The organism is Roseateles saccharophilus (genome assembly GCF_031458095.1).
GTDB classification, from domain to species: Bacteria; Pseudomonadota; Gammaproteobacteria; order Burkholderiales; family Burkholderiaceae_C; genus Pelomonas; species Pelomonas saccharophila_A.
Genome location: NZ_JAVDXU010000002.1, coordinates 1,283,162 through 1,308,857, shown reverse-complemented (window position 1 = coordinate 1,308,857; position 25,696 = coordinate 1,283,162). Strand labels below are relative to the sequence as shown.

At 69.5% G+C, this 25,696-nt stretch carries 25 protein-coding genes; 15 read left to right on the top strand and 10 right to left on the bottom strand.

The window, feature by feature from the left end:
* The first annotated feature begins 23 nt into the window (after positions 1 to 23).
* Entirely contained in the window at positions 24 to 1,262 is a 1,239-nt protein-coding gene (locus J2X20_RS18885) for a serine hydrolase domain-containing protein (protein ID WP_310267751.1), read from the top strand.
* Between the two features lie 15 nt (positions 1,263 to 1,277).
* On the opposite strand, the gene J2X20_RS18880 is transcribed toward J2X20_RS18885, so the two are convergent.
* Both J2X20_RS18880 and aptA read right to left on the bottom strand, forming a co-directional pair.
* Complete coding sequence (locus J2X20_RS18880; protein WP_409034174.1) at positions 1,278 to 2,780, bottom strand: CoA-acylating methylmalonate-semialdehyde dehydrogenase; 1,503 nt, start codon at positions 2,778 to 2,780, stop codon at positions 1,278 to 1,280.
* Positions 2,777 to 4,117, bottom strand: a complete 1,341-nt coding sequence (gene aptA / locus J2X20_RS18875) for an omega-aminotransferase AptA (protein ID WP_310267745.1) — start codon at positions 4,115 to 4,117, stop codon at positions 2,777 to 2,779. The genes J2X20_RS18880 and aptA overlap by 4 nt, the downstream gene beginning before the upstream one ends.
* 92 nt (positions 4,118 to 4,209) lie before the next feature.
* Here aptA and J2X20_RS18870 point away from each other — a divergent pair, with 92 nt between their 5' ends.
* Entirely contained in the window at positions 4,210 to 5,130 is a 921-nt protein-coding gene (locus J2X20_RS18870; RefSeq protein ID WP_310267742.1) for a LysR family transcriptional regulator, read from the top strand.
* A gap of 277 nt (positions 5,131 to 5,407) precedes the next feature.
* Entirely contained in the window at positions 5,408 to 7,282 is a 1,875-nt protein-coding gene (locus J2X20_RS18865) for a phosphoenolpyruvate carboxykinase (GTP) (protein WP_310267740.1), read from the top strand.
* Between the two features lie 58 nt (positions 7,283 to 7,340).
* On the opposite strand, the gene J2X20_RS18860 is transcribed toward J2X20_RS18865, so the two are convergent.
* Together J2X20_RS18860 and J2X20_RS18855 are read right to left on the bottom strand one after the other, a co-directional pair.
* The gene (locus J2X20_RS18860) at positions 7,341 to 7,559 is read right to left on the bottom strand and encodes a hypothetical protein (RefSeq protein ID WP_310267737.1); all 219 of its coding nucleotides are present in this window, start codon (positions 7,557 to 7,559) and stop codon (positions 7,341 to 7,343) included.
* Positions 7,560 to 7,741: 182 nt separating this feature from the next.
* A complete protein-coding gene (locus tag J2X20_RS18855) occupies positions 7,742 to 9,469 on the bottom strand; it encodes a hypothetical protein (protein WP_310267734.1) in 1,728 nt (575 codons plus the stop codon).
* 131 nt (positions 9,470 to 9,600) lie between these two features.
* On the opposite strand from J2X20_RS18855, the gene J2X20_RS18850 reads away from it, so the two are divergent.
* Positions 9,601 to 9,891, top strand: coding sequence for a hypothetical protein (locus tag J2X20_RS18850; RefSeq protein WP_310267731.1), 291 nt, complete (start codon positions 9,601 to 9,603; stop codon positions 9,889 to 9,891).
* Here J2X20_RS18850 and J2X20_RS18845 read toward each other — a convergent pair.
* Genes J2X20_RS18845 through J2X20_RS18835 form a run of 3 tightly spaced genes read right to left on the bottom strand, consistent with a single transcriptional unit; the run spans position 9,888 to position 11,556 of the window.
* Positions 9,888 to 10,433 carry a DUF924 family protein gene (locus J2X20_RS18845; RefSeq protein WP_310267728.1) on the bottom strand — a complete coding sequence of 182 codons (546 nt, stop codon included), beginning with the start codon at positions 10,431 to 10,433 and terminating at the stop codon, positions 9,888 to 9,890. The genes J2X20_RS18850 and J2X20_RS18845 overlap by 4 nt on opposite strands.
* A complete protein-coding gene (locus J2X20_RS18840; RefSeq protein WP_310267726.1) occupies positions 10,430 to 10,648 on the bottom strand; it encodes a hypothetical protein in 219 nt (72 codons plus the stop codon). The genes J2X20_RS18845 and J2X20_RS18840 overlap by 4 nt, the downstream gene beginning before the upstream one ends.
* 41 nt (positions 10,649 to 10,689) lie before the next feature.
* Complete coding sequence (locus J2X20_RS18835; RefSeq protein ID WP_310267724.1) at positions 10,690 to 11,556, bottom strand: hypothetical protein; 867 nt, start codon at positions 11,554 to 11,556, stop codon at positions 10,690 to 10,692.
* Between the two features lie 194 nt (positions 11,557 to 11,750).
* Between J2X20_RS18835 and J2X20_RS18830 the strand changes: the two genes are divergently transcribed.
* From J2X20_RS18830 to J2X20_RS18790, 9 genes are all read left to right on the top strand, one after another.
* The gene (locus tag J2X20_RS18830) at positions 11,751 to 12,527 is read left to right on the top strand and encodes a CPBP family intramembrane glutamic endopeptidase (protein ID WP_310267721.1); all 777 of its coding nucleotides are present in this window, start codon (positions 11,751 to 11,753) and stop codon (positions 12,525 to 12,527) included.
* 45 nt (positions 12,528 to 12,572) lie between these two features.
* Positions 12,573 to 13,466, top strand: coding sequence for an AAA family ATPase (locus J2X20_RS18825; RefSeq protein ID WP_310267718.1), 894 nt, complete (start codon positions 12,573 to 12,575; stop codon positions 13,464 to 13,466).
* 3 nt (positions 13,467 to 13,469) lie between these two features.
* The gene (locus J2X20_RS18820) at positions 13,470 to 14,627 is read left to right on the top strand and encodes a vWA domain-containing protein (protein WP_310267715.1); all 1,158 of its coding nucleotides are present in this window, start codon (positions 13,470 to 13,472) and stop codon (positions 14,625 to 14,627) included.
* A gap of 119 nt (positions 14,628 to 14,746) precedes the next feature.
* Complete coding sequence (locus tag J2X20_RS18815) at positions 14,747 to 15,067, top strand: BON domain-containing protein (RefSeq protein WP_310267712.1); 321 nt, start codon at positions 14,747 to 14,749, stop codon at positions 15,065 to 15,067.
* A gap of 85 nt (positions 15,068 to 15,152) precedes the next feature.
* A complete protein-coding gene (locus J2X20_RS18810) occupies positions 15,153 to 15,689 on the top strand; it encodes an SRPBCC family protein (protein WP_310267709.1) in 537 nt (178 codons plus the stop codon).
* 151 nt (positions 15,690 to 15,840) lie between these two features.
* Entirely contained in the window at positions 15,841 to 16,935 is a 1,095-nt protein-coding gene (locus J2X20_RS18805) for an acyltransferase family protein (RefSeq protein WP_310267706.1), read from the top strand.
* A gap of 158 nt (positions 16,936 to 17,093) precedes the next feature.
* Positions 17,094 to 19,067 (top strand): ferritin-like domain-containing protein, encoded by a 1,974-nt coding sequence (locus J2X20_RS18800; protein WP_310267704.1) that lies wholly within the window; start codon positions 17,094 to 17,096, stop codon positions 19,065 to 19,067.
* Positions 19,057 to 21,855: a PAS domain-containing hybrid sensor histidine kinase/response regulator gene (locus J2X20_RS18795; RefSeq protein WP_310267701.1), complete on the top strand. Its 2,799-nt coding sequence runs from the start codon at positions 19,057 to 19,059 to the stop codon at positions 21,853 to 21,855. Before J2X20_RS18800 ends, J2X20_RS18795 begins: the two co-directional genes overlap by 11 nt.
* A gap of 13 nt (positions 21,856 to 21,868) precedes the next feature.
* Complete coding sequence (locus J2X20_RS18790; protein WP_310267699.1) at positions 21,869 to 22,258, top strand: DUF488 domain-containing protein; 390 nt, start codon at positions 21,869 to 21,871, stop codon at positions 22,256 to 22,258.
* A gap of 108 nt (positions 22,259 to 22,366) precedes the next feature.
* On the opposite strand, the gene J2X20_RS18785 is transcribed toward J2X20_RS18790, so the two are convergent.
* Together J2X20_RS18785 and J2X20_RS18780 are read right to left on the bottom strand one after the other, a co-directional pair.
* Positions 22,367 to 23,062 carry a helix-turn-helix transcriptional regulator gene (locus tag J2X20_RS18785; protein WP_310267696.1) on the bottom strand — a complete coding sequence of 232 codons (696 nt, stop codon included), beginning with the start codon at positions 23,060 to 23,062 and terminating at the stop codon, positions 22,367 to 22,369.
* 230 nt (positions 23,063 to 23,292) lie between these two features.
* Positions 23,293 to 23,688 (bottom strand): VOC family protein, encoded by a 396-nt coding sequence (locus J2X20_RS18780; protein ID WP_310267693.1) that lies wholly within the window; start codon positions 23,686 to 23,688, stop codon positions 23,293 to 23,295.
* Positions 23,689 to 23,774: 86 nt separating this feature from the next.
* Between J2X20_RS18780 and J2X20_RS18775 the strand changes: the two genes are divergently transcribed.
* Positions 23,775 to 24,353, top strand: a complete 579-nt coding sequence (locus tag J2X20_RS18775; RefSeq protein ID WP_310267690.1) for a TMEM165/GDT1 family protein — start codon at positions 23,775 to 23,777, stop codon at positions 24,351 to 24,353.
* Positions 24,354 to 24,415: 62 nt separating this feature from the next.
* Complete coding sequence (locus J2X20_RS18770; RefSeq protein WP_310267687.1) at positions 24,416 to 24,736, top strand: DUF805 domain-containing protein; 321 nt, start codon at positions 24,416 to 24,418, stop codon at positions 24,734 to 24,736.
* Here the strand turns inward: J2X20_RS18770 and J2X20_RS18765 are convergent.
* The gene (locus tag J2X20_RS18765; RefSeq protein ID WP_310267685.1) at positions 24,725 to 25,618 is read right to left on the bottom strand and encodes a LysR family transcriptional regulator; all 894 of its coding nucleotides are present in this window, start codon (positions 25,616 to 25,618) and stop codon (positions 24,725 to 24,727) included. The genes J2X20_RS18770 and J2X20_RS18765 overlap by 12 nt on opposite strands.
* Positions 25,619 to 25,696: the final 78 nt, after the last annotated feature.

Here is a 25,696-nt window from a genome sequence, read left to right as displayed (position 1 = left end):
TCTGCCCATTTGAGGTCAATGCCATGCAGGCATGCGTCGCCACGCGGATCCTGTTGATACGAGCCGCCTTCGCTGCCGCGCTGCTGTCGGGCTTGCAGCCCGCGCATTCGGCTGACGCCGTCGCCGCACCGAGCGCTGCCAGCAGCGCTCCTGCCCCCTCCCGTGGCAGCGTGCTGTTCTGGAACTTCGAGCAGCAGAAAGCCGGCTACCCCCACATGGAAGACCTCTACCCCGCCCGGCTCGTCAAGCGCGGGGCCGTGGTGACGCCGTTGCCCGTGGCCGCGAAGCCGCTGGAGGTGAGCTTCAAGGTCGGCGACGAGACCTGGAGCATCGATGACTACATGAGCCGCAACCGCGCCGCCGGCCTGCTGGTGCTGAAGGACGGCGAGGTGGTGCTGGAGCGCTACGGGCTCGGGCAGACGCCGCAGATGCGCTGGACCAGTTTTTCGGTCGCCAAGTCCTTCTCGTCGACGCTTGTCGGCGCGGCGATCCGGGACGGGCGGATCAAGAGCCTCGAGGATCCGATCACCGCGTATCTGCCCGGGCTCAAGGGCTCCGCCTACGAGGGCGTCACCGTCCGGCAGGTTCTCAACATGACGTCCGGCGCGCGCTGGAACGAAGACTATGGCGACCCGAAATCCGACGTTGCCCGCTTCGGTTCCGAGCCTTCGGTGAATGGGTCGGATCCGGTCGTGACCTACATGGCCCGCCTGCCGCGCGAGGCGGCGCCGGGCACCCAGTGGGTCTACAAGACAGGCGAGACCAATCTGGTCGGCTCCCTGTTGCGTGCAGCGACGGGCAAGACCCTGTCCGATTACCTCTCTGAGAAGCTATGGCAGCCGCTGGGCATGGAGGGTGACGCCTATTGGATGCTCGACAGCGCCGGCGCTGAGATCGCGGGCTGCTGCCTCTCGGCAACCCTGCGCGACTATGGCCGCTTCGCGCTGTTCTTCATGCACGGCGCCCGCCTGGCCCATGGACAACAGGTGGTACCCGAAAGCTGGGTGGAGCAGGCAACCACCACGACGCGCGAAGCCACCGAGGGGCTGCAGGGCCGCGGTGGCTACGGGCTCCAGTGGTGGACCACCCGCAGCAAGGCCTACCGGGCTTCGGGCATCTTCGGCCAGGGCATGTGGATCGACCCCGAATTGAACCTCGTCGTCGTCACGCAGAGTGCCTGGCCGGGCGCGACCGACGTCCCGTCGGCCCAGATTCGCCAGGCCCTGATCGACGCCATCGCCGCCCAGTACCGCAAGCACTGAGCGGCGGGAGCCGCTTCACTTGCTGGACGGGAAGGCGAACACCGCCTTCTCCCGCACGCCCGACGAGGGCCAGCGCTGCGTGATCTGCTTGCGCCGCGTGTAGAAGCGCACCGCGTCTGGCCCGTAGGCGTTCAGGTCGCCGAACAGCGAGCGCTTCCAGCCGCCGAAGGAGTGGTAGGCCACCGGCACCGGCAGAGGCACATTGACGCCCACCATGCCGACCAGGATGTGATCGGTGAAGTGGCGGGCCGTCTCGCCGTCGCGCGTGAAGATGCAGGTGCCGTTGCCGTACTCGTGGGCGTCGATCAGAGCCATGGCCTGGGCCAGGCTCTCGACGCGCACGATGCCCAGCACCGGGCCGAAGATCTCCTCCTCGTAGGTGCGCATGCCGGGCTGCACGCGGTCGAACAGGCAGGGGCCGAGGAAGTAGCCGCCTTCATGCCCCGCCACCGTCAGGCCACGGCCGTCGACGACGAGCTCCGCGCCCTCTTCCACGCCCTGGTCCACATAGCCGCGCACCTTGTCCAGATGCGCCTTGGTCACCAGCGGCCCCATGTCGCAGCCGGCCTCGCGGCCCGAGCCTATCTTCATGCGCGCCATCTCGGCGACGAGCTTCTCGCGCACGGCGTCGGCCGTGGCGTCGCCCACCGCGACGACCAGCGGGATGGCCATGCAGCGCTCCCCGCAGGAACCGAAGGCCGCACCCATCAGCGCGCTGACCGCGTTGTCCAGATCGGCATCGGGCATGACGACGGCGTGATTCTTGGCGCCGCCCAGGGCCTGCACGCGCTTGCCATGCTTGGTTCCCGTCGCGTAGATGTGCTCGGCGATGGGCGTCGAGCCGACAAAGCTGATGGCTTGCACGCGCGGATCGGTCAACAGCGTGTCCACCGCCTCCTTGTCGCCGTTGACGACATTGAGCACGCCCGGCGGCAGGCCGGCCTCCTGGGCCAGCTGGGCGATGAAGAGGGCGCTGCTCGGGTCGCGCTCCGAGGGCTTGAGGATGAAGGTGTTGCCGCAGGCCACGGCCATGGGCCACATCCACAGCGGCACCATGGCCGGGAAGTTGAAGGGCGTGATGCCGGCGCAGACACCCAGGGCCTGGAACTCCGACCAGGCGTCGATGCCCGGGCCGACATTGCGGCTGTGCTCGCCCTTGAGCAGTTCGGGCGCATAGCTCGCGTATTCGACGTTCTCGATGCCGCGCTGCAGTTCACCGAGGCTGTCGCTCAGCACCTTGCCGTGCTCGTCGGTGATGAGGCGGCAGATGGAGTCGGCATGGGCCTCGAGCAGTTCCTTGAAGCGGCTCATGACGCGGGCGCGCTTGAGCGGCGGCGTGTTGCGCCAGGCGGGATAGGCCGCCTGGGCCGCGGCGATGGCCGCTTCGACGGTGGCACGGTCCGCCAGGCGGACCTGGGCGCCGACCTGGCCGGTGGCGGGGTTGAAGACATCGGCCGAGCGGCTGCCGCCGTCGACCGACTGGCCATTGATGAGATGGGTGATCACGTTGACGCTCAGGCCGTGGCGTTGAAACAATCGCCCAGGGCCGACACCAGCGTGTCGATCTGCGCTTCGGTGCTGATGAAGGGCGGTGCGAGCTGGATGGTGTCGCCGCCATAGCGCACATAGAAGCCCTTGCGGTACATGGCCATGGCGATGTCGAAGGGGCGCTTGGCGGGTTCGCCGGGCAGCGGCGCGACGGTGATGCCGGCGGCCAGGCCGAAGTTGCGGATGTCAGCCACATGCTTGACGCCCTTGAGGCCATGCACCGCCGTCTCGAAGGTCGGCGCCAGCGCCTTCACGCGCTCCAGCGCGTGCTCGCGCTCCAGCAGGTCCAGCGAAGCCAGCCCCGCGGCGCAGGCCACCGGGTGGGCCGAGTAGGTGTAGCCGTGCGGGAACTCCAGCATGTAGTCCGGCCCGCCCTGGGCCATGAAGACGTCGTGGATCTCCTGCCTGGCCACGACAACGCCCAGCGGCTGCACGCCATTGGTGATCTGCTTGGCGGCAGTCAGGATGTCGGGCGTCACGCCGAAGGCCTCGGCACCCGTCCACGAGCCGGTGCGGCCAAAGCCGGTGATGACTTCGTCGAAGATCAGCAGGATGTTGTGGGCCGTGCAGATCTCGCGCAGGCGCTGCAGATAGCCGACCGGCGGGATGACGACACCGGCCGACCCCGAGAAGGGCTCGACGATGACGGCGGCGATATTGCTGGCGTCGTGCAGGGCGATCAGCTGCAGCAGCTCGTCGGCGAGGGCCGCGCCCATCGGGCCTTCCTGCGGCGGCATGCCCTTGAAGAAGCTGCCGTTGGGTGGCTGGGTGTGGGGCAGGTGGTCGGCTTCGACGCCCTGGCCGAAGGTCTTGCGGTTGCCCATCATGCCGCCCACCGAGATGCCGCCGAAGTTGACGCCGTGATAGCCCTTGGCGCGGCCGATCAGCCGCGTCTTGCCGGCCTGGCCCTTGGCGCGCCAGTAGGCCCGCGCCATCTTCAGCGCCGTGTCGGCCGATTCCGAGCCCGAGCCGGTGAAGAAGACGCGGTTCAGCCCGGCGGGCATCTTCTCGACGATGCGGTTGGCCAGCTCGAAGGACAGCGGATGGCCGAACTGGAAGGCCGGCGAATAGTCCAGCTCGCGCGCCTGGCGGCTGAGGGCGTCGACGATCTCGGGGCGCCCATGGCCCAGGCCCGTGCACCACAAACCCGACAGGCCATCGAAGATCTGCCGGCCGTCGTCCGTGCGGTAGTAGGCGCCGGCGGCGCCGGTCAGCAGGCGGGGGTTGGCCTTGAACTCGCGGTTGCCGGTGAAGGGCATCCAGTGGGCGTCCATCCAGCCGTCGGGGCGGCTTGCAGCTTGGGTCATCGCAGGGCTTTCAGCGTCGTCGTGATGCCTCCATCGTGCCGCGGTCAATGCTTGTAGAGAATCGCGGTATTGCGATGTTTACTTATCATCCGATGAAACCAAAGACCTTGCACCTGCCCGGCCAGATCGCCGACGTGGACCTGCGGCTGCTGCGCGTCTTCAAGGCGGTGGTGGAGTGCGGCGGCATGGCCGCCGCCGAGCTGGAACTGAATGTCGGCATGCCGACCATCAGCCGGCAGATCAAGGACCTGGAAGAGCGCCTGGGCCTGGTGCTGTGCCGTCGCGGCCGGGCCGGTTTCGCGCTGACCGCTGAAGGCGCCGAACTGTATGCGGCGGCCCTGCAGCTGCTGGCGGCAACGACCGACTTCCGCGCCCGGCTCGAGGACATCCACCACCAGGTCGGCGGCGACCTGCATGTGGCCCTGTTCGAGAAGACCGTCAGCAACCCTGCCTGCCATATCGACCAGGCCCTGGAGCGCTTCCACCGTGCTGCACCGGGCGTCAAGCTGCATCTGCATGTCGGCACCATCACCGCCATCGAGCAAGGCGTGCTGGCGGGGCAGTTCCAGGTCGGCGTCATCCCCGAGCACCGCCGCTCCGACAGCCTGGCCTACCGGCCGCTGTTCGGCGAGACCATGCATCTCTACGCCGGCCATCACCACCCCTGGTTCGCCGACGAGGGCCGCCACAACTGGGCCGACCTGCGCCGGCAGAAGCTCGTCGGCCTGGGCTACCACTCGCCCAATCTGGTGCTCGCCCACCGCCGCAAGCTGGAGCGCCAGGCCACGGCCTCCGACCAGGAAGCGGTCGCGACGCTGATCCTGACCGGCTGCTTCGTCGGCTTCCTGCCGGATCACTATGCCCAGCCCTTTGTCGACGCCGGCCGCATGCGTGCCGTGTCCGCCGGCGAGCTCAGCTATGAATGCCGCTTCGCCTGCATCCACCGCAACGACCCCTCGCCGACCCGCGCCGCGGGGATGCTGCTGCAGGCGCTGGAGCAGGCGCACGCCTAGTTGCCAGCCGCTGGAAGGCGCAGCGTGACAGCGCTGCCAGCCCAAAAGTTGCACGGAGTTTCACGCCGCCTTCGCGCAAACCCTAGGCCCACTTCGCGACAGCCGTGAGCCTCTCGCCCATGACAGCATGGCGTTATTCCTGTTTTGCATGACCCCACCGACCCGGGTGGTTACGGCGTGATTACATTGGATTCGACAATCCACCTCCTCAGGTTCGGTGTGCTTGGGCCAGCTCGCTGGCTGCCCCAAACACATTCCCATGATTGGAGCTTTCGCCATGAACCAACCCGCCATGCAGGGGCTGCGGCTGAACCTGCCTGCCTATGTCAAGAACGCCAGGCTGATCGCCTGGGTGGCCGAGATCGCCGCCCTGACCGAGGCCGCCGACGTCTACTGGTGCGACGGCAGCGCCGACGAATACCAGCGCCTGTGCGACCAGCTCGTCGCCGCCGGCACCTTCAAGAAGCTCAACCCGGCCCTGCGCCCCGGCAGCTATCTGGCCAACTCCGATCCCAGCGACGTCGCCCGCGTCGAGGACCGCACCTTCATCTGCACGGCCAACAAGGAAGACGCCGGCCCGACCAACAACTGGATGGCCCCGGCCGAGATGCGCGAACTGCTGCAGACCGGCGACCGGGCGCTGTTCAAGGGCTGCATGCGTGGCCGCACGCTGTACGTCGTGCCCTTCAGCATGGGCCCGCTGGGCAGCCCCATCGCCCACATCGGCGTGGAGCTGAGCGACAGCCCCTATGTGGCCGTCAATATGCGCACCATGACCCGCATGGGTCGCGCTGTCGTCGAGCTGCTGGGCACCGATGGCGACTTCGTGCCCTGCGTGCACACCGTGGGCGCGCCGCTGCAAGCTGGCCAGGCTGACGTCTCCTGGCCCTGCAACAAGACCAAATACATCGTCCACTACCCCGAGACGCGCGAGATCTGGTCGTATGGCTCCGGCTATGGCGGCAACGCGCTGCTGGGCAAGAAGTGCTTCGCGCTGCGCATCGCTTCCACCATGGGCCGCGACCAGGGCTGGCTGGCCGAGCACATGCTGGTGCTGGGCGTCGAAAGCCCCACCGGCAAGAAGATGCACGTCGCCGCCGCCTTCCCCAGCGCCTGCGGCAAGACCAACTTCGCGATGCTGATCCCGCCCCAGGCCTTCAACGGCTGGAAGATCACCACCATCGGCGACGACATCGCCTGGATCAAGCCGCATGCCGACGGTCGCCTCTATGCGATCAACCCCGAGGCCGGCTATTTCGGCGTCGCCCCGGGCACCAACTCGCACACCAACCCCAACTGCATGGCCAGCCTGCAGCGCGACGTGATCTTCACGAACGTGGCCCTGACCGACGACGGCGACGTCTGGTGGGAAGGCATGACCGACACGCCGCCGGCCCATGCCATCGACTGGCAGGGCAAGGACTGGACGCCTGAGATTGCCAAGGCCACCGGCGCCAAGGCGGCCCACCCGAACGCGCGCTTCACGGTCGCCGCGACCAACAACCCGGCCCTGGACGCCAACTGGGACAACCCCGCCGGCGTCGCCATCGATGCCTTCATCTTCGGCGGCCGCCGCTCGACGACCGTGCCGCTGGTGACCGAGGCGCGCGACTGGACCGAAGGCGTCTACATGGCCGCCACCATGGGCTCGGAGACGACCGCCGCCGCCGCCGGCCAGCAGGGCGTGGTGCGCCGCGACCCGTTCGCGATGCTGCCCTTCATGGGCTACAACATGGCCGACTACTTCCAGCACTGGCTGGACCTGGGCGCCAAGCTTGAGGCTTCGGGCGCCAAGCTGCCCGCCATCTACTGCGTCAACTGGTTCCGCAAGGGCGCCGACGGCAAGTTCGTCTGGCCCGGCTATGGCGAGAACATGCGCGTGCTGAAGTGGATGCTGGACCGCCTGGAAGGCACGGGCGGCGGCGAGGAACATGTCTTCGGCGTGACCCCGGGCTACGACGACCTGAATTGGGACGGCCTGGACTTCTCGCGCGAGCAGTTCGACACCGTCACCCGCATCGACGCCGCCGAATGGCAGGCCGAGATGAAGCTGCACGACGAGCTGTTCGCCCAGCTCGCCTTCCACCTGCCCGCCGCCCTGCCCGCCGTCAAGGCGCGCATCGAGGATCGCCTCGCCAAAGAGGTGGGCTGACGTTCCAGTCGTCCTTTTCCGGTGCAACAGTTCAACGAGCGCTCAGGCGCTCGTTTTTTTAGCGCCTGTTGCCGAACACCAGCAGCAGGCCGCCGACGGCGATGGCACCGACGCCCAGCCACATCGGAATATTGACCTGCTCTTTCTCCTTGGCCGAGACCTCGAGCGAGCCGAGCTTCACGACGGTCTTGTCCTTGGTGTAGCTGAAGCCGCCCATCGCGAGGCTGGCCGCGCCGACGACGAGCAGCAGGATGGCAATGATCTTGGTGGCACCCATGGCGCTCTCCTGGTTTGAGGTGCGCCCAGTCTCAGCTCGCCGCGATGTGACAAACAGTGTGCGACGGCGCGACGCGCTGTCGGACGCCGCCGACATCGGGGCATTTGGGGCCGAGCGCCGGACCATCCCTCGGGGGACCGGCCAGACCGCCCGCGTTCAGCGTGGCGAGACTGGACGAGGGCTCAGGGGTAGTCCTTCAGCGTCGCCGTGTTGCTGCCGCCCTTGCAGCGCGCCGCGTCGCCCTGGTCGTTGACGACATGCTCGATGCTGCCCTTGTCCACCAGGCAGACCGTGATCATGTGGTGCAGGCGCACGCCCGGCACCTGGGGCACCTCGAAGGCGCGGTCCAGCACGACGTCGGGCTTGAGGAAGACGCTGTAGGCGCCCAGACCCCAGGCCTCGTGGCGGGTCACCGTGTCGGCCACCTTGTAGGCCGCATGGCCGCGGCCCGTGGCGCTGGTCCACTGGCTTTGAGTCGGCGGGTCATAGGGGATCTCGGACTGGTAGAAGTAGACCCGCCCGCCGTTGCCCTGCCAGACCACCTGCTCCTTCTGGAAATGCTCGACGAAGAGGCCGTAGATGGTCACGTCCTCACCATTGACCCACAGGCCGTGCGCCGACGGGTTGCTCGTCCAGCCGACGCCTTCGCCATGGTCGGCGCGCCAGATCCAGGTGTGGTCGACGACAGTGTCGTGCGCGTTGATGCGCAGCGCCGTGTCCACCCGGCCGGCCGCGGCGCCGCCGATGCGGAAGAAGAGATCGTGCAGCACGATGGGATCGGCCTGGTGGCGCTTCTTCGCCGCCGCTGGTCCCACCTCCATCAGCACGCCCGAGTCCTGCTTGCCGGCATCCAGGAACAGGCCCGAGACCGTCAGTCCATCCACATCCGCTGTCTTCACGAGCGGCTGGCCCTTGTCCGAGCGCAGCGTCGGGAAACCGATGCCCAGCACGACCGTGCCCGCTCGCCTGATCCGCAGCGTCTCGGTCAGCAGGTACTCGCCCGGCGTGAACAGCAGATGTTTGCCAGCGGCCAGCTGGGCATTCAACTTCGCCGCCGTGTCGCCGGGCCGGGCAATGAAGAACTTGTCGATCGTCAGCGTCTTGCCGGGCGTGAACGCGCCCTTCGCCCAGGAGATGCCGGCGCTGTCACGCTTCAGCGCCGGCACGCGCACCGCATAGCCTCCCTTGGCATCGATGAAGAGCCAGGGCTTTTCGCGCACCACCGGCACCTGCGCGACCTTGGTGTAGCGCTGGCCCGGCGTCGGGAACTCGCCCGCCGGCTCACCCTGCACGCCGACGAAGACCATGTTCCAGTTCGAGCCGGTCCAGCTGCTCCACTGGCTGTTGCGCGAGATCCATTGCTGCTGCGTGGCCGAGTTGACCTGGCCGTCGACCAGCACGTCGGAGAACCAGCCGCCGCTGGCCCAGCCTTTGTTCTGGTTGAGGCGGATGTTGCCGCGCACATGCATGCGCCGGAACGGGATGGCCTGGGACACCGCCCACTGCATCGTGTTGTCGCCTATGCCCAGCGTCGGCGTGATGGCGAAGTTCTCGGCGCCGCGCCAGAAGTTCTGCGTGGCGTTGTCGCTGTCCAGGAAGGCCGTGGAGCGCAAGTCGCCGATGACGTGGACATCGTCGGGGCGGGCGCCCAGGCCCAGCACCTGCGTGTAGAAGCCCACCGGCAGGCGCAGGTCCTGATAAATCCCGGGCTTGAGCAGGATGGCGTCGCGTCGCGGGCCGAAATGGTTGGGCTGCTGGGCCGCGTAGATCTCATCGATGCGCTGCTGCATGCCCGGTGTCGACGGGTCGAAGATGTGGACGTTGGGACCGAAGTCGGGCGCGCCCCCCGCCAAGGCCGACATCGCCAGGCCGGCGGCCAGCACACCCATCGTCACTCGCTTGCCGTGCATTTCCATCCGCGCCTCATCAAAATGGAATCGGTTCCATTCGTGCAATTGGATCATGCGCTGCGACGGCCGGGCTTCAGGGTTACTCCTGCGCCAAGCGGCGCACAATGGTCCGACTTGCGCAAGGAGGCCCGATGAGTCAAGGCTTTGGTCATGAAATGCCGGCACGGCATGTGCAGCAGGAACACCGCAAGGTCTCCCGCTACCTCATCGTCATTGAGTCGGGTGCCGGCCCGGTTGCCAAGCTGTTTCTCGACAGCCGCGAGCCGGCGGGTGAATTCGACGTCGGCACCGAGGAGGTCGCCGTCATGACGCGCAGCGCCACGTCCTCGACGGGCGCCAGCGGCGCGGAATGGGACAAGGCCCTGTCCGGCCACAGCGCCGACGAGCGCGCTGCAGCGACGGTCTACCTGCTCGATATCTAGAAGCTCGACCCCGGCTGCTTGAGGAACTCGGCTTCCTCGGCCGTCGACGTGCGGCCCAGGATGGCATTGCGGTGCGGATAGCGTCCGAAGCGGTCGATGATGGCCTTGTGCTTGAGCTCGAACTCATGCGTGTGCTGAGGCGCGCGCTCACGCATCAGCGGCTCGGCCACCGCGTGGATGGCGGCGGACTCGCTGTGCATATAGGGCATGTAGAGGAAGGCGCGCTGCTCGACCGGCAGCTGCAGGTCGGCGCCCGCCGCGATAGCCTCCTGCGCCAGCGCCAGCGCCAGCGGGTCGGCCGCGAAAGCCCCCGGCGTGCCGCGGTGGATGTTGCGGGCGAACTGGTCCAGAGCGATGACCTCGGCCAGCCGCCCCTCGGGCGTGGTGCGCCAGGCAAAGAGTTCGCAGCGCCTGGCCTGCTCGTGCAGGGCGCCGAAGCGGCTGCGCACCAGTTCGTCGAAGGCCGGGTCGACCTTCCACCATTGGGCGGGCTGGGTCTCCTCGAACCAGAAACGCAGGATGTCTTCGCGCGACACCATCATTTGCGGCCACCGAACAGCAGCAGCAAGCCACCCACCGCGATCGCGCCCACACCCAGCCAGACCGGCAGGTTCACCTCTTCCTTCTGCTTGGCCGACAGTTCCAGCGGCCCGAGCTTCACGACGGTGCTGTCCTTGGTGTAGCTGAAGCCGCCCGTGACCAGGCTGGCGGTGCCGGCAATGATCAGCAGCACGCCGACGATCTTGGTGAAATTCATGCGGAGCTTCCAACGATGGGAACAAGGCTCCCATTAGAGCCTCACCAGGCGTAGCTCGCACCCAGCAAGCCGTAGTTCGTACCCTCGCCCTGCGGCCCGCGGCTGCGGCCGATGCCGGGCGTGATCGTCCAGCCCGCGCCCGCGGCGATGGCGGCCTTCATCTGCAGGCTGCGCAGGCTGCCGCCGTCATGCACATGGTCCTGCATGACCTCGCCGTTCAAGGCCACGCGCTCGCTGACACGCCAGGTCGCCCCGATCTGATGGCTGCGGTCCAGCGCCGCCTCATCGCGGTTGACGGCCGAGACGCGATTGCCCAGCAGCGGCACGCCGGCCAGCAGGCCGCCACCACCCGCAGGCTGAGTCGTGCTCGTCGTGTAGCGGTTGTGCAGGGTCGCGCCGTAGACCGACAGGCGAGAGGTCACCGCCACGGCGCCATGCACGCCCACACCGTGTCCCTTCACGCGCTGCTCGACCGGCGCCCCCGCAACCGTGCCGCGCACACGGCCCTGGCGCCTGAGCGCATCCACGCCGACGTTGACGCCTTCCGCCGGCCGCCAGTCCGCGACGGCCGCGACATCGGTCTGGCGCAGCCGCTCGCCATCGCGGCGCTGGCTGGCATTCACGCCGGCCTGCCAGGCCTTGCCCGCCACGCCGCCTCCTACCGACACCTGCCGAGGTCTATAGGTCGTGACACTGGCCGCGTCGTGATTGCGCGACTGGCCGACGCCCGCCTGCAGCCAGGCGCTCTGGCCAACCGGCAGGCTGATGGCCGCTGCGGCGCTCTGGTTGCGCTGGCCATCACGCTGCACGGCCAGGTTCAGCGCGCGCTTGTCGGCATTGGGCGCGGCTTCGTCGGCGTGGGCGAGGCCCACCAGCAGCGGGGCGAGGAAGAGGAAGCGGGCGTTCATGGGAGTTCCTTGGCGTTTTCGCGAGCGGGCCTGTGCCCACCCTTCATCCCGACAACGCCGCCCGGCGCGAATTCCTTCCCACCGGCATGTAAACAACTGCAAGAAGCCGTGGCCACCCCGCGCTAGAGTCGCCGCGACACACAATAGCCCAGGGAGGGGAGGCCGGTCAGCGCCGTCGCCCCATCACGCCGCCGATGCCGCCGTCCTCACGCGACACCTTCCCCAATGCCTTCGAAGCCGCCTTCCTGGTGGCCTGCCTGTTCGCCGTCGAATTCCTGATCGGCGCCGCCCTGTACGACGCCCGCTCGGTGCTCGGCATGCATCCGAACGACTTGATGGACCTGGCCTCGGTGCTGGGCAACGGACTGCTGCTCACGGGCGTCATGCATTGGTCGGGCATGAGCTATGGATCGCTCTTCCATCCCGCCAAGAGCTCGCCGCGGGCCGTCATGGGCATGCTGGCCCTGCCCATCCTCTGCGTGGTGCCGGCCCTGACTCTCGGCATCACGGCCATCGAGGTGGGCGTGGTCGCGCTGTTCCCGATCTCGCGCTCCGACGCCGAGATGTTCGAGCGCATGACCTCGGGCGGCCTGATCTCCATCCTGATGACCTGCCTGGTCGCGCCCGTGGTGGAGGAGATGCTGTTCCGCGGCGTCATCCTGCGCAGCTTCCTGCGCCAGTACCAGCGCTGGCCGGCCATCCTCGGCACCGCCCTGCTGTTCGGCCTCGTGCACATGAACATCTACCAATGCGTGGCCGCTTTCATCACGGGCACGCTGATGGGCTGGCTCTACGAGAGAACGCGCTCGCTGTGGCCCAGCATCCTGCTGCACGCCAGCTACAACAGCGCCGTCATGTTCGGGCCCGATGCCGACAGCGCCCTCTCGTCCGTCCATTGGCTGCTCATCCTCGTGCTGGCCGTGGCCGGTACGGTCATGCTGAGAAGACTGCTGCTGCCCCGCACGGCCTGACGCGCCGATACTCGCGGCACCGCGATTCACAACAGGCCTTGCCGAATGAATCAGCCGCCGGCCAGCATCGATGCCATCGCCGAAGCCCTGCAGGCCCAGGCCTATCTGCCCTCGCGCGAACTGGCCACCGCGGCCTTCCTGGCGCTGCGCCTGTCGCGGCCCCTGCTGCTGGAGGGTGCGCCTGGCACCGGCAAGACAGCCATTGCCGCCGCCCTGGCCGCGGCCCTGCAAAGGCCGCTGATCCGCCTGCAGTGCTATGAAGGGCTGGACCTGGCCGCGGCGGCCTACGAATGGAACTACGCGCGCCAGATGCTGGAGATCCGCCTCGCCCAGGCCGCCGAACACCAGCGCACGGCGGACGAACTTTTCGCGCGGCGCTTCCTCATCGAGCGCCCGCTGCTGCAGGCCCTCACGACCCAGCCGGCGCCCGTCCTCCTCATCGACGAACTCGACCGCGCCGACGCCCCCTTCGAGGCCTTTTTGCTCGAGTTCCTGGCCGACTACCAGATCACCATTCCCGAGCTCGGCACCATCACCGCCACAGCGCCGCCCCTGGTCATCCTGACGAGCAACCGCAGCCGCGAGATCCACGACGCCGTCAAGCGCCGCTGCCTCTACCACTGGCTGGACTTCCCCGATGCCGCGCGCGAGCTGGCCATCGTGCGCGCCCGCCTGCCGCAGATCGACCAGCGGCTCGCCGGCCAGGTCGTCGCCTTTGTGCAGGGCCTGCGCCAGCTTGACCTCTACAAGCTGCCCGGCCTGGCCGAGACCCTGGACTGGTCGCGCGCCCTGGTCGAGCTGAATGCCGTCAGCCTCGACCCCGCCACCGTGCAGTCGACCCTGGGCGTGCTGCTCAAGTACCAGGACGACATCGCCCGCGTGCAGGGCAGCGAGGCGGCGCGACTGCTGGCGGAAATGCGCGAGGTCGTCCGCGCCTGAGCCATGGACAGGCTGGCCGAGAACCTGCTGCATTTCGGCCGCGTGCTGCGCACCGCCGGTCTGCCCGTCGGCACCGACCGCCTGCTGCTCGCCGCCCAGGCGCTGGAGGCCGGCGGCCTGGCCTCGCGGGCCGACTTCAAGGCCACGCTGGCCACCTGCCTCGTCGACCGTCCCGAACACCGCCCGCTGTTCGACCAGGCCTTTCACATCTTCTGGCGCGACCCCGACCTGCTGGGCCGCATCATGGCCCTGCTGCTGCCTCAGGCCCAGGGTCGCAGCGCTGCGCCGCCCGCGCCCGAAAATCGCCGCTTGGCCGAGGCGCTGTTCCCCGCCGAGCCCGCGACGCCACGTACCGAACAGATCGACATCGAGGCCCGCCTGGACGCGGCCGACCGCGAGCTGCTGCAACACCGCGACTTCGACACCATGACGGCCGCCGAATGGGCCGCCGCGCGCCAGGCCCTGGCTGCCCTGCAACCCCGCCTGGCCTGGCAGCTGACACGCCGCCACGCCCCAGCGCCACGAGGCCGCATCGCCTGGCGCGCCACGCTGCGCACTGAAGCCCGGCGCGACTTCGCCCTGCCCACCCGCGAGCGGGCCCGCCAGCGCCCGAGGCCGCTGGTGCTGCTGGCCGACATCTCCGGCTCCATGGGCCGCTACTCGCGCGTGCTGCTGCATCTGGCCCAGGGCCTGCTGAACCCCGCCGCCGACGCGGGCGCCGCCCCCGTCGTCGAGGCCTTCGTCTTCGGCACCCGGCTGACGCGCATCACCCGCCAGCTGAAGAGCCGCGATCCAGATGTGGCACTGGCTGCCGCATCCGCCGCGGTGCCGGACTGGGCCGGCGGCACGCGCATCGCCCAGAGCCTGCATGCCTTCAACCGCGACTGGTCGCGCCGCGTGCTCGGCGGCGGTGCCGCGACGGTGCTCCTCGTCAGCGACGGCCTGGAGCGCGAGGCGCCAGACGGCGCTCAACTGGCTTTCGAGGCCCAGCGCCTGCGCCTGTGCTGCCGCGAGCTGATCTGGCTCAACCCGCTGCTGCGCTTCGACGGCTTTGAGCCGCGCGCCGCCGGCGTCAAGGCCCTGCTGCCCCAGGTCAGCCGCCATCTGCCGGTGCACAACCTCGACAGCCTCGACCAGCTGCTGGCCGCGCTGGCGCGATAGCCACCGTCCTACAGGCCGGCGGCACCGCGTCCGCCCCATGCCACAGCAGTGCCTGCTTAGATTAGGGGTTCCGCGGTGCGCATCGGATGTGCCCGCTTCCTTTGAAAGGAACCACAGCCATGAAGTTCTCGAAACTCGCCTCCCTCGTCGTCGTCGGCGCCCTCGTGGTGCCGCTGTCCAGCTTTGCGGACGACAAGCCTGCCGGCCCGGCCAAGGCCTGGGTCAAGGACTCGGTCGTCACGACCAAGATCAAGGCCCAGCTGGCCACCAGCAAGATCTCGTCGCTGGCCAAGGTCCATGTCGAGACCGACGCCGACGGCTGGGTGCAGCTGACCGGCAAGGTCTCCACCCAGGCCGAGAAGGACCGCGCCGAAGCCATCGCCAAGGCGGTGGATGGCGTGAAGTCGGTCGACAACCAGCTGACCGTCACCGGCAAGTAAGCCGCCCCCCGGCCTCCCGCGCACGGCCTGCCGACGCCCCTCGGCAGGCCGTGCCTTTTTGCGGGCGCGGCGCCAGAATCGGCCGATGCAGATCACCGGCCAGCAAACCCTGCCCGTGAGCCAGGTCCAGGCCTGGGCCGCGCTGAACGACACGACCATGCTGCAGGCCGCCGTGCCGGGTTGCGAGGCCATCACGCCGGCCGGCGACAACGCCTTCGATGTGCTGATGGCCGTCTCCATCGGCCCGGTCAAGGCGAAGTTCAAGGGCAGGCTGCAGCTGTCCGAACTGACGCCACCCCAGAGCTACCGCCTCGGCTTCGAGGGCTCGGGCGGCGCGGCCGGCCATGGCAAGGGCCAGGCCCTGGTGCAGCTGCAGGCCGTGGCAGCGCAAGAGACGGTGCTGAGCTATGACGTGACCGCCAGCGTCGGCGGCAAGCTGGCCCAGATCGGCTCCCGCCTCGTCGACGCCGCGGCGCAAAAACTGGCCGAGGACTTCTTCGCCCGCTTCCGGGCGGCGCTGATCGAAAGGCACCCGCCCGCCCAGGCCGAAACGGCGCCTCCAGAGGCACCACCGGGCCTTTTGCGGCGACTGAGCGCCTGGCTGCGCAGGCTGTTCGGCTGAGGCTTGGTTTCGGAGCTTTACAAAATTTCAGCCGCCGCTTGGTGACGAGCTGAAACGCCACCGGGAATTCCCCAGGGCCGGACCGGTACAATTTCACTTGTCCGAAACGGCGGGCCTGCCTCCAAGCAGGCCCGTTCTTTTTGCGCCAACCATGTCTTCCCCGTCCCGCCGACTTCCCCACATCGACGTCCTGAAAGCGCTCGCGGCCCAGATCATCGTGCTGCACCATCTGGTCAGCTACGGCCCGATCGCCCGCGCCGCCCATGCCGCACTGCCCCAGCTGGCCGGTGCAATGCATCAGTACGGCCGCATGGCGGTGCAGATCTTCCTCGTCGTCGGCGGCTACCTGAGCGCGCGCGGCCTGTCGCCGCGTGGCCAGGCCCTGCAGGCCGCCGTGCCCGAGCTGCTGTGGCGCCGCTATCTGCGCCTGGTGCTGCCCTTCCTCGCCGCCCTGGCGCTGACGCTGGGCATCTCCGGCCTGATCGCCTCCTCCTGGCCCGAGCTCGTGCCCACCGACATCAGCCTGGGCCAGCTGCTCGCCCACGCCCTGCTGCTGCACGACGTGCTGGGCTACGAGGCCCTGACGGTGGGCGCCTGGTATGTGGCCATCGACCTGCAGCTCTTCGCCCTGCTCGTCGGCCTGCTGTGGCTGGCACGGCGCGGCTGGCGCCACCCCAGCCGGCTGGTCGTCGGCCCCGTCCTCGTCGCAGCTGGCGCGCTGGCCTCGGCCTGGGTCTTCAACCGCCAGCCGGAGCTGGACGCCTACGCGCCCTACTTCTTCGCCTCCTATGGCCTGGGTGCCCTGGTGCACTGGCTGGGCCTGTGGCGCCACCGCCGCGCCGGCCTGCTGCTGCTGGCGGTGGCCTTCGGCGCGGCGCTGATGCTGGACTGGCGCGACCGCCTCGCCCTGGCCCTGGCCACGGCGCTGTGGCTGTCCTGGGCGCAGAACCGGCATGCCGAGGGCCAGCCCCTGCTGCCGGCCGCCATGGCCTCGGCCTTCGCCAGCGCCGCGACGCCGTCCTACGCCCTCTTCCTGCTGCACTTCCCGGTGCTGCTGCTGGGCAATGCCGTGCTGGCCCATCTGCCCGGCGCGACGCCCGAGGCCGGTGCAGTGCTGCTCGTCGGCACCTGGCTGCTGGCCAACGGGCTGGCCCTGCCCTTCCACCGCTGGGTGGAGGCCCCGGCCGCGCGCTTCGACCCGCTGGCTTGGCTTCAAACGACCCCTCGCCCAGCCATGCTCCGCTGAACGCGGGCAAGCCTGGTCGGTCCCCCGAGGGGACGGCGATGCTTGCGGCGTCTAGCCGCAAGCACATCGCCAGAGCGGGCCGGCTAGGGAGCGGCCCGGCGCTCGGCCCGCACGCTGCGTGCTAATGTCTGGCGCAGCCAGCCTGAGGACGCGCTTCCATGACGACCCCCACCGCGGCTCCCAGCCGCGAACAACTGCTGCACAGCCTCTACGAGGCCGCCGAGCTGGAGCACAACCTGATGTGCACCTATCTCTATGCAGCCTTCAGCCTCAAGCAGGGCGAAGCCGAAGGGCTGAAGCCGCAGGAGGCCGAGGCCGTGGAGCGCTGGCGGCGCGAGATCACCGCCGTGGCCATCGAGGAGATGGGCCATCTCGTCGCGGTCTGGAACATCACGGCGGCCCTGGGCGGCGCGCCGCGCATGGGCCGCGGCAATTTCCCGCTCGACCCCGGCAACCTGCCGGCCCGCGTCGTCGTCAAGCTCGCGCCCTTCAACGACGCGACGCTGCAGCACTTCATCTTCCTGGAGCGCCCCGAGGGCAGCAGCGAGGAGGATGGCGAAGGCTTTGCGGCCGAGCGCCTGTTCACGCGCGGCTCGACGGTGCCGCGCGTCACGCCGATGGCGCGCGACTACGACACCGTCGGCCATTTCTACACCACCCTCTCGGCCGACCTGCGCGCCTTCGTCGAGCTGCATGGCGAGGGCGAGGCCTTCTGCGGCGACCGCTGGCTGCAGCTCGGGCCCAACGAGCTCAACCTCGGCGGCGCCCGCCATGTGCTGTGCAGCAAGACGGCGCTGGCGGCGTTTGACGCCATCGTGCGCCAGGGCGAGGGCGCGCCCAGCGACAGTGAGACCTCCCACTACCACCGCTTCGCCGCCATCCGCGAGGAGCTGGCCCGGCTGCGCGCCACCCACCCCGGCTTCGAGCCGGCCTGGCCGGCCGCCACCAACCCGGTGCTGCGCCGCCCGCCGCGGCCCGAAGGCCGGGTCTGGCTGGAGAACCCGGCCGCCGCCGCGACGGTGGACATCGCCAATGCCAGCTATGGCCTGATGCTGCGCCTGCTGGCCCAGGCCTATGTGCTGACCGGCCCCTCGGCCGAGAAGAGCCTGTGCATCGACCTGGGCCTGGGCCTGATGCGCGCCTTCACGCCGCTGGCCGAGCATGCCGCCCGCCTGCCCGCCGGCCCCAGCAACCCGGGCTGCCACGCCGGCGCCAGCTTCACGGCCCTGCGCGACGCGGCCGCATTTCCGCCAGGCCCGGCGGCGCGGCGCTTCTTCATCGAGCGCCTGGCCCAGCTGGCCGAGGCGGCAGCGGCCCTGCATGCCGAGCTCGACACCGAACGCACCGGCCGCGCCGCCCGCCAGCTGCAGACGCTGTACGAACGCGCCGAACGCGGGCTGGACCTGAATGCGCCAGTCGCAGCGCCCTCCCCCGTCGCCGCGGCCCCGGTGGCCGCGCCGCCGCCCCCACCCACCGAGGTTGTCGATGGCGTCGAGGTCGTGCAGGGCGAGAAGCTGGAGCTGCGCTTCGAGGCCCAGCGCTGCATCCATGCGCGCTTTTGCGTGACGGGCGCCCCCAAGGTCTTTCTCGCCAACGTGAAGGGGCCCTGGCTGCATCCCGATGCCATGCATGTCGAGCGCTTGGTCGACATCGCCCATGCCTGCCCCTCGGGCGCCATCCAGTACCGCCGCAAGGACGGCGAGGCCGACGAGGCGCCGCCGCCCGTCAACCTGCTGTCGGTGCGCGAGTCCGGCCCCTATGCCATCCGCGGCGCGCTGTCGCTGCGCGGCCAGTCCATCGGCACGCGCGCCACGCTTTGCCGCTGCGGCGCGAGCAAGAACAAGCCCTTCTGCGACGGCAGCCACCACGACATCCACTTCGCCGCCACCGGCGAACCCGAGACCGGCATGCTGGGCCTGTCCACCGACATGCCCGCCATCCGCGACGGCGCCATCGCCATCGAGCCCGAGCCCAATGGCCCACTGCAGCTGCGCGGCAACCTCGAGGTGCTGAGCGGCACCGGCCGCATGGTCTGCCGCGTCGCGCAGGCGCGGCTGTGCCGCTGTGGCGGCAGCCAGACCAAACCCTTCTGCGACGGCACGCACGCCCGCAATGGTTTCGTTGCCGACTGACGCCAGCGACACCCGCGACGCGCTGCAGATGATGGCGGCGCGCACGCTGCTGTGGATCGTCGGCATCGTCGGCAGCATCGCCGCGCTGGTCGGCATTGGCGAAACCCTGATGGGCCTGCGCGCACTGTGGGGCAGCCAGCGCCTGGTCGTCGGCCTCGCGCTGCTGGGTGTCAGCGGCGTCGGCTGGCTGCTCTGCCGCGCCGGCCGCGCACGCATGGCGACCACCCTGGTGCTGGGCGGCACCCTGCTGGCGCTGTTCATGCACGCGGCCCATATCGGCATCGGCGTGCACACCGTCGTCCTGGCCGCCGGCGCCCTCGTCATCGCGCTGGGCGGCGGCGTGGCCGGCAACGCGGCGGCCGTGCTGCTGACCCTGCTCTATCTGGCCGGCATCGGCGTGCTCGCGTCCATGGAAGCCCAGGGCCTGCTGCAGGGCCTGACCGCGCCGCGCCAGCCCCAGCTGTCGGACCGCCTCGTCGCCCATTTCCTGCTCGCCACCAGCGGCCTGGCCTCGGCCCTGCTGCTCAACCGCATCCTCGGCACGGCCCTGGCCCGCGCCATCGGCGAGGAGGCCCGCCTGGCCCGCCTCGTGCAGGCCGCCCACAACTGGGCCTGGGAGGCCGACGCCAAGTTCCGCGTGACCATGCTGTCGGACGAGTTCGAAGCCCTGTCCGGCCACAAGCCTGAGGCCTTCCTGCGCATGGGCGAGCCCGGCGGCGCCATGCTGGTGCGCGACGCCGACTATCCCGGCCTGCTGGAAGACATCCGCGCCAAGCGCGCCTACCGCGACCGCATCAACGGCTTTCGCGCGCCCGACGGTCGGCTGCTGTGGACGCTGAGTTCGGGCGAGCCCGTCTTCGACGCCAGCGGCACCCACATCGGCTGGCGCGGCGTCAGCCACAACATCACCGGCGAGCGCCTGGCCTTGCAGCAGCACCAGCGCACCGCCAGCATGCTGGACCGCGTGCTGCGCGCCAGCCCCGACGCCATCTGCGTGGCCCAGATGGAGGACGGCCGCATCCGCTTCGCCAACTCGGGCTTCTGCGCCCTGGTGGGCCTGTCGCGCGACGAGCTGATGGGCCGCTCGGGCCGCGAGCTCGGCCTGTGGCCCGACAGCAGCGAGCCCAAGCGCCTGGCCGCCGAGCTGAGCGCCTCCGGCATCGTGCGCGACTTCCGCTCCGCCCTGCTGGTGCATGGCGAATGGCGCGACGTGCTGGTGTCGGCCGCGACGCTGGACTGGGAGGGCGAGCAGGCCATCATGCTGATCGCCCGCGACATCACCGAGCGCGAGCGCGCCCGCATCGAGGCCGAGGCCATCCTCGAGCACGCCAGCGTCGGCATCGCGCTGACGCGCGGCGAGCGCTTCGAGCGCGTCAACCACCACTGGCAGGAAATTTTCGGCGGCACCGAACCGCAGCTGGCCGATGGCAATGCCAGCCTGCCCTCGGCCCAGCAGGTGGCCAGCGCCGCCCTGGCCTTCGAGCGCGACTTCATCCGCCCCGACGGCCGGCGCATCACCGTGCGCTTCAACGCCCGCGGCCTGCCGGCCACGCTGGCCGGTCTCAGCGGGCAGGACGGCGACCGCGCGACGCTATGGGTGGCCGACGACGTCACCGAGCGGCGCCGCCAGGAGCGCGAACTGCGGGCCGCCAAGCAGCAGGCCGAGGGCGCCAGCCACGCCAAGAGCGCCTTCCTCGCCACCATGAGCCACGAGATCCGCACACCGTTGAATGGCGTGCTGGGCCTGGCGCGGCTGCTGCAGCAGGGCGACCCCGACGACGCCCACCGCAACAAATACCTGGCCCACCTCGTCGGCGCCGCCGAGTCGCTCAACGAGATCGTCTCCAACGTGCTGGACCTGTCCAAGATCGAGGCGGGTCATCTCGAGCTGGAGAAGATCGAGTTCGACCTGCATGCCCTGGCCCAGGCCAGCTTCGAAGGCTGCGCGGCCCTGGGGCGCGAGCGCGGCCTGGACATGCAGATCGAACTCGCGCCCGGCCTGCCCCGCCTCGTCATCGGCGACCCGCTGCGGGTGCGCCAGATCATGGCCAACTTCCTCGTCAACGCGCTGAAGTTCACCGAGCGCGGCCACATCCGGCTCAAGCTGTCGGCGGCCGACACCGACCGCGTGCGCATCGTCGTCGCCGACAGCGGCATCGGTGTGCCCACCGAGCTGCAGGGCCGGCTCTTCCGCCCCTTCGCCCAGGCCGACGATTCGACGACACGGCGCTTCGGCGGCACGGGCCTGGGCCTGTCCATCTGCCGCGAGCTGGCCACGCGCATGCAGGGCCGCGTCGGCGTGCACAGCGACGGCGCCAGCGGCTCCAGCTTCTGGGCCGAGCTGGCCCTGCCCACCAGCCTGACCATCGACGACACCGCGCAGCGCAGGCGCATCCCGCTGCCGCCACGCTATCCGCTGGCCGGCCAGCGCCTGCTGGTCGCCGAGGACAACCCCGTCAACCGCCTCATCATCACGGCCCTGCTCCAGCGCCTGGGTGCCGAGGTCGTCGAGGCCGAGGATGGCGACGAGGCCGTGCGTCTCGCACGCGAGCAGGCCGGGCGCCTGGACGGCGTGCTGATGGACCTGCACATGCCCAAGGTCGACGGCCTGAAGGCGACCCAGATCCTGCGCGCCGACCCGGCCACGGCCCGCCTGCCCATCCACGCCTTCACGGCCGCCGTGCTCGACCAGGAGCGCCAGGCCGCGCTGACGGCGGGCATGAATGGCTTTATCGCCAAGCCCGTCGCGGAAGAGGAAGTCATCCGCGTACTCGGCCGCCAGCCCTGAAAGGACGCTCACCATGCCCATCCGCATCGTGCAACTCGGCAGCCCGCGCGCCCAGGACGAAGGCACGCGCATCGGCACCGTGCGCCGCCCGCCGCGCGGCGTGCCCAAGGCGGAGTTCGCCAGGCGCGACTACTACGACGTCTGGTTCCCCAATCTCGCGCCCAGCCTCGAGACCATGAAGCTCGGCCAGGCCGCCGAGACGGATGCCGAGTGGAAGGCTTTCAAGAAGAAATACAGCGCCGAGATGGCCGAGCCCGAGGCCCAGCATGCCTTGTCGCTATTGGCCACGCTGTCGGCGCAGACGAATTTCTCGGTGGGCTGCTATTGCGAGGACGAGGCGAGGTGCCATCGGTCGGTGCTGCGTGAGCTGCTGGCCGAAAAGGGCGCTTCGTTGAAGGCCTGAACCCGCCTGTATTGCGGGCCGAGCGCCGGGCCGCTCCCTAGCCACCCCCTCAGAGGACCGACCAGAGCGCCAACGTTCAGCGAGGCGCGCTGGGCGAGGGGCTCCATTTCACGCGCCGCCGTGCTCTTGGGCTTCGCGCCGGCGGTTCATGTCCGCCAGCGTCTTGCCCGCCTCGTCGCGGAAGGTCTCCTCCAGCACTTCCAGCGTCTCGACACGATCGACGCGGAAGCTGCGGAAGTCGTTGCGCAGCTCGCACCAGGCGGCCAGGGTCCAGACCGGGCCCCAGAACAGGCAGGCCAGCGGCCGCACGACACGCTCACTCTTGACGCCGCCCAGGTCCAGGTAGCCGACCTTGAGCTTGCGCTTGGCCTCGGTGGCCTCACGCATGGCCGTGAGGTGGGCACTTGTCGCCGGGTCCAGAGCGGGCAGCGGCGCGTACAGGGCCAGGCTCTCGGCCGCGGCGCGGGCGTCCAGCGGCAGCACGGCAAGGATCTTGGACAGCGCGTTCTCGGCCTGGCGGGCTAACGCCGCGTCCAGGCGCGACTCGGCCATGCGCACCGTCGCGACCAGGGCCTGGGCTTCCTGCTTGCTGAACATCAGCGGCGGCAGGTCGAAGCCCGCCCGCATGCGATAGCCGACACCGGCCTCGCCCTCGATGGGCACGCCCTGCTGGCCCAGGGCCGCGATGTCGCGGTAGACCGTGCGCATCGACACCTCGAGGCGCTGGGCCAGGTAGTCGGCCGTCGTGAGACGGCGTCCGCGGATGAGCTGGACGATCTGGAAGAGGCGGTCGGCGCGGCGCATAACTGCTCATTGTGGATGAGCAGGCACGCCCCTTGCGAAAGACAGGCGTCTGCGACAACGAAGTCGAACACCATCATGGCCATCTACGCCTCCTTTCAGGCCCGCGGCACCCGCGGCGCCGAACTGGCCACGCTGGGCGCCATCAGCGCCCCGCTGGCCTCACTGGCTCAGGATCAGCTATTCGTCGCGCGCGCCGCGACGGGGCGGATCCGCCCTGCGAAAGGGCGCGATCAGCCCATGGCCGTGCAGAGCTCGACCAGCGTGCCGTCCGGGCAACGCACATAGGCCACCGTCTGGCCCCAGGGTTTGGTGACGGGCGCAGCCAGGGCGCGTGCGCCGGCGGCGACGGCCTGGTCGTAGGCGGCCTGCACGTCAGTCACCGTGAAGCCGATCTCCATGCCCAGGGGCTGGGTGCTGGAGCTGGCGGCCACATAGTCGTGCTGCACGCTGTCGCGCGCGGTCGCATGGTCGACAAAGGCCAGCTTGGTGCCGCTGGCACCGGTGTCGACCTCGCCATAGGCGCCGCTCTCGTGCAGAAAGCGCGTCTTCAGCCCAAAGGCCTTGTCGAAGAAGGCCAGCGACGCGGCGACATCGGGCACATAGACGAGGGTGTAGGCGAAGTTCATGGCGGGTTTCCTGAAGTGCAATGCCCGCATGCTGCGCCGGGGTGCCTGTCAGTTCCTGTCAGCAGCGCCCGGGACAATGGCCGGCGATGCAAGCCTTCCTCATCGCCACCGGCCTGGTGGCCCTCGCCGAGATCGGCGACAAGACCCAGCTCCTCGCCTTCATGCTCGCGGCCCGCTTCAGGCGGCCGCTGCCCATCGTGCTGGGCATCTTTGTGGCGACCGTCTGCAACCATGCGGCCGCTGGCGCCCTGGGCTCCTGGCTGACCGGTGTCATCGGCCCGCTGGCCCTGCGCTGGATCCTCGGCCTGTCCTTCCTGGCGATGGCGGGCTGGATGCTGATCCCCGACAAGCTCGACGAGGACGACGCGCCCAAGCCCGGCCATGGCGTCTTCGTGACGACGGTCATCGCCTTCTTTCTCGCCGAGATGGGCGACAAGACGCAGATCGCCACCGTGGCCCTGGCGGCGCGCTTCCCGGCCGACTTCATCGGCGTCGTCGCCGGCACGACGGCCGGCATGATGGTGGCGAACGTGCCGGCCGTGCTGGTCGGCGGCAAGCTGGCCCAGAAGCTGCCCGTCAAGCTGGTGCACATGGTGGCCGCCGTCATCTTTGCGGGGCTCGGCATCGCGACCCTGGCCGGCCTGGGGGAGAGCCTGGGTTTCTAAGGGGTGGCCAAAAGCCGCGGCGGCCCTAGCATGCCGGCGACCCAACTCGCCAGGGAGAGGCCATGACCTTTCAGGATTCGATCAAAGTCTGCTTCAACAAATACGTCGACTTCTCGGGTCGCGCCAGCCGCTCCGAATACTGGTGGTTTGCCCTCTTCGTCGTGCTGGGCTGCATCGTCACCTCGATGGTCAACCACTGGCTCTACTACCTGTTTGCCCTGGGCACCCTGCTGCCCCAGCTGGCCGCCGCCTCGCGCCGCCTGCACGACACCGGCCGCAGCGGCTGGTGGCAACTGATCGGCCTCATCCCCCTCATCGGCTTCATCGTGCTGATCGTCTTCCTGGCCCAGGAAAGCGGCGAGGCGACCGAATCAACCGCCTGAACGGGCGGCGTCAATGAAGGCGCGCAGCTTGGGCGCCAGAGACGCCCGCCGCGGGAAGTAGAGAAACAGGCCCGGCTCCTCGAAGGCCGTCTCGGGCAGCAGCTGCACCAGCCGGCCGCTGCGCAGCTGCTCCTGCACGAGGGGCTCGAAGATGTAGGCGATGCCGACGCCGGCCAGGGCCAGGTCGCGCGCGAAGCTGGCGTCGGTGATGACGGCGCTGCCCGTCGTTCGCACGGCCACCGTCTCGCCGGCCTCGCGCAACTCCCAGTCGTAGAGGCTGCCGGCGGCCAGCAGCCGAAAGCCTATGCAGTTGTGTGCCGCCAGCTCAGCCACGCGGGCCGGCGCGCCGCGGCGGGCCAGGTAGTCCGGCGCAGCGACCAGCAGGGCCTTGAAGGGCGGTGTCAGGCGCACGCAGACCATGTCCTGCGCCACCTGCTCGCCCAGGCGGATGCCGGCGTCAAAGCCACCGGCGACAACGTCGACGAGGGCATCGTTGTCATGCACCTCCACCGTCAATTTGGGGTGGGCCACGGCCAGCTTGGCCAGCAGCGGCGGCAACACCATCTGCGACGCGACGCGCGAGGAATTCAGCTTCAGCACGCCGGTGATCTCGCCGCGCGCCGCGTTCAGGTGATCGACGGCCGAGGAGATGTCCTCCAGCGCCGGCCCGACGCTGCAGAGAAACCTCTCGCCCGCCTCGGTCAGCGCCACGCTGCGAGTGGTGCGCGCGAACAGCGGCTCGCCGAGGGCGTCTTCCACGACGCGCACCGCATGGCTGACGGCCGAGGCGCTCAGCCCCAGGGCCTGGGCGGCCGCCGCAAAACCGCGCTTCTCGGCCACGGCAACGACGATGGGCAGATGGGCCAGCAGTTCGCGGTTCATTCATGAACCATATCGCATGACCTATGCGATTGGCATGTCTTTATCTCATCACATCATTTCAAGACACTGGACTCCGTC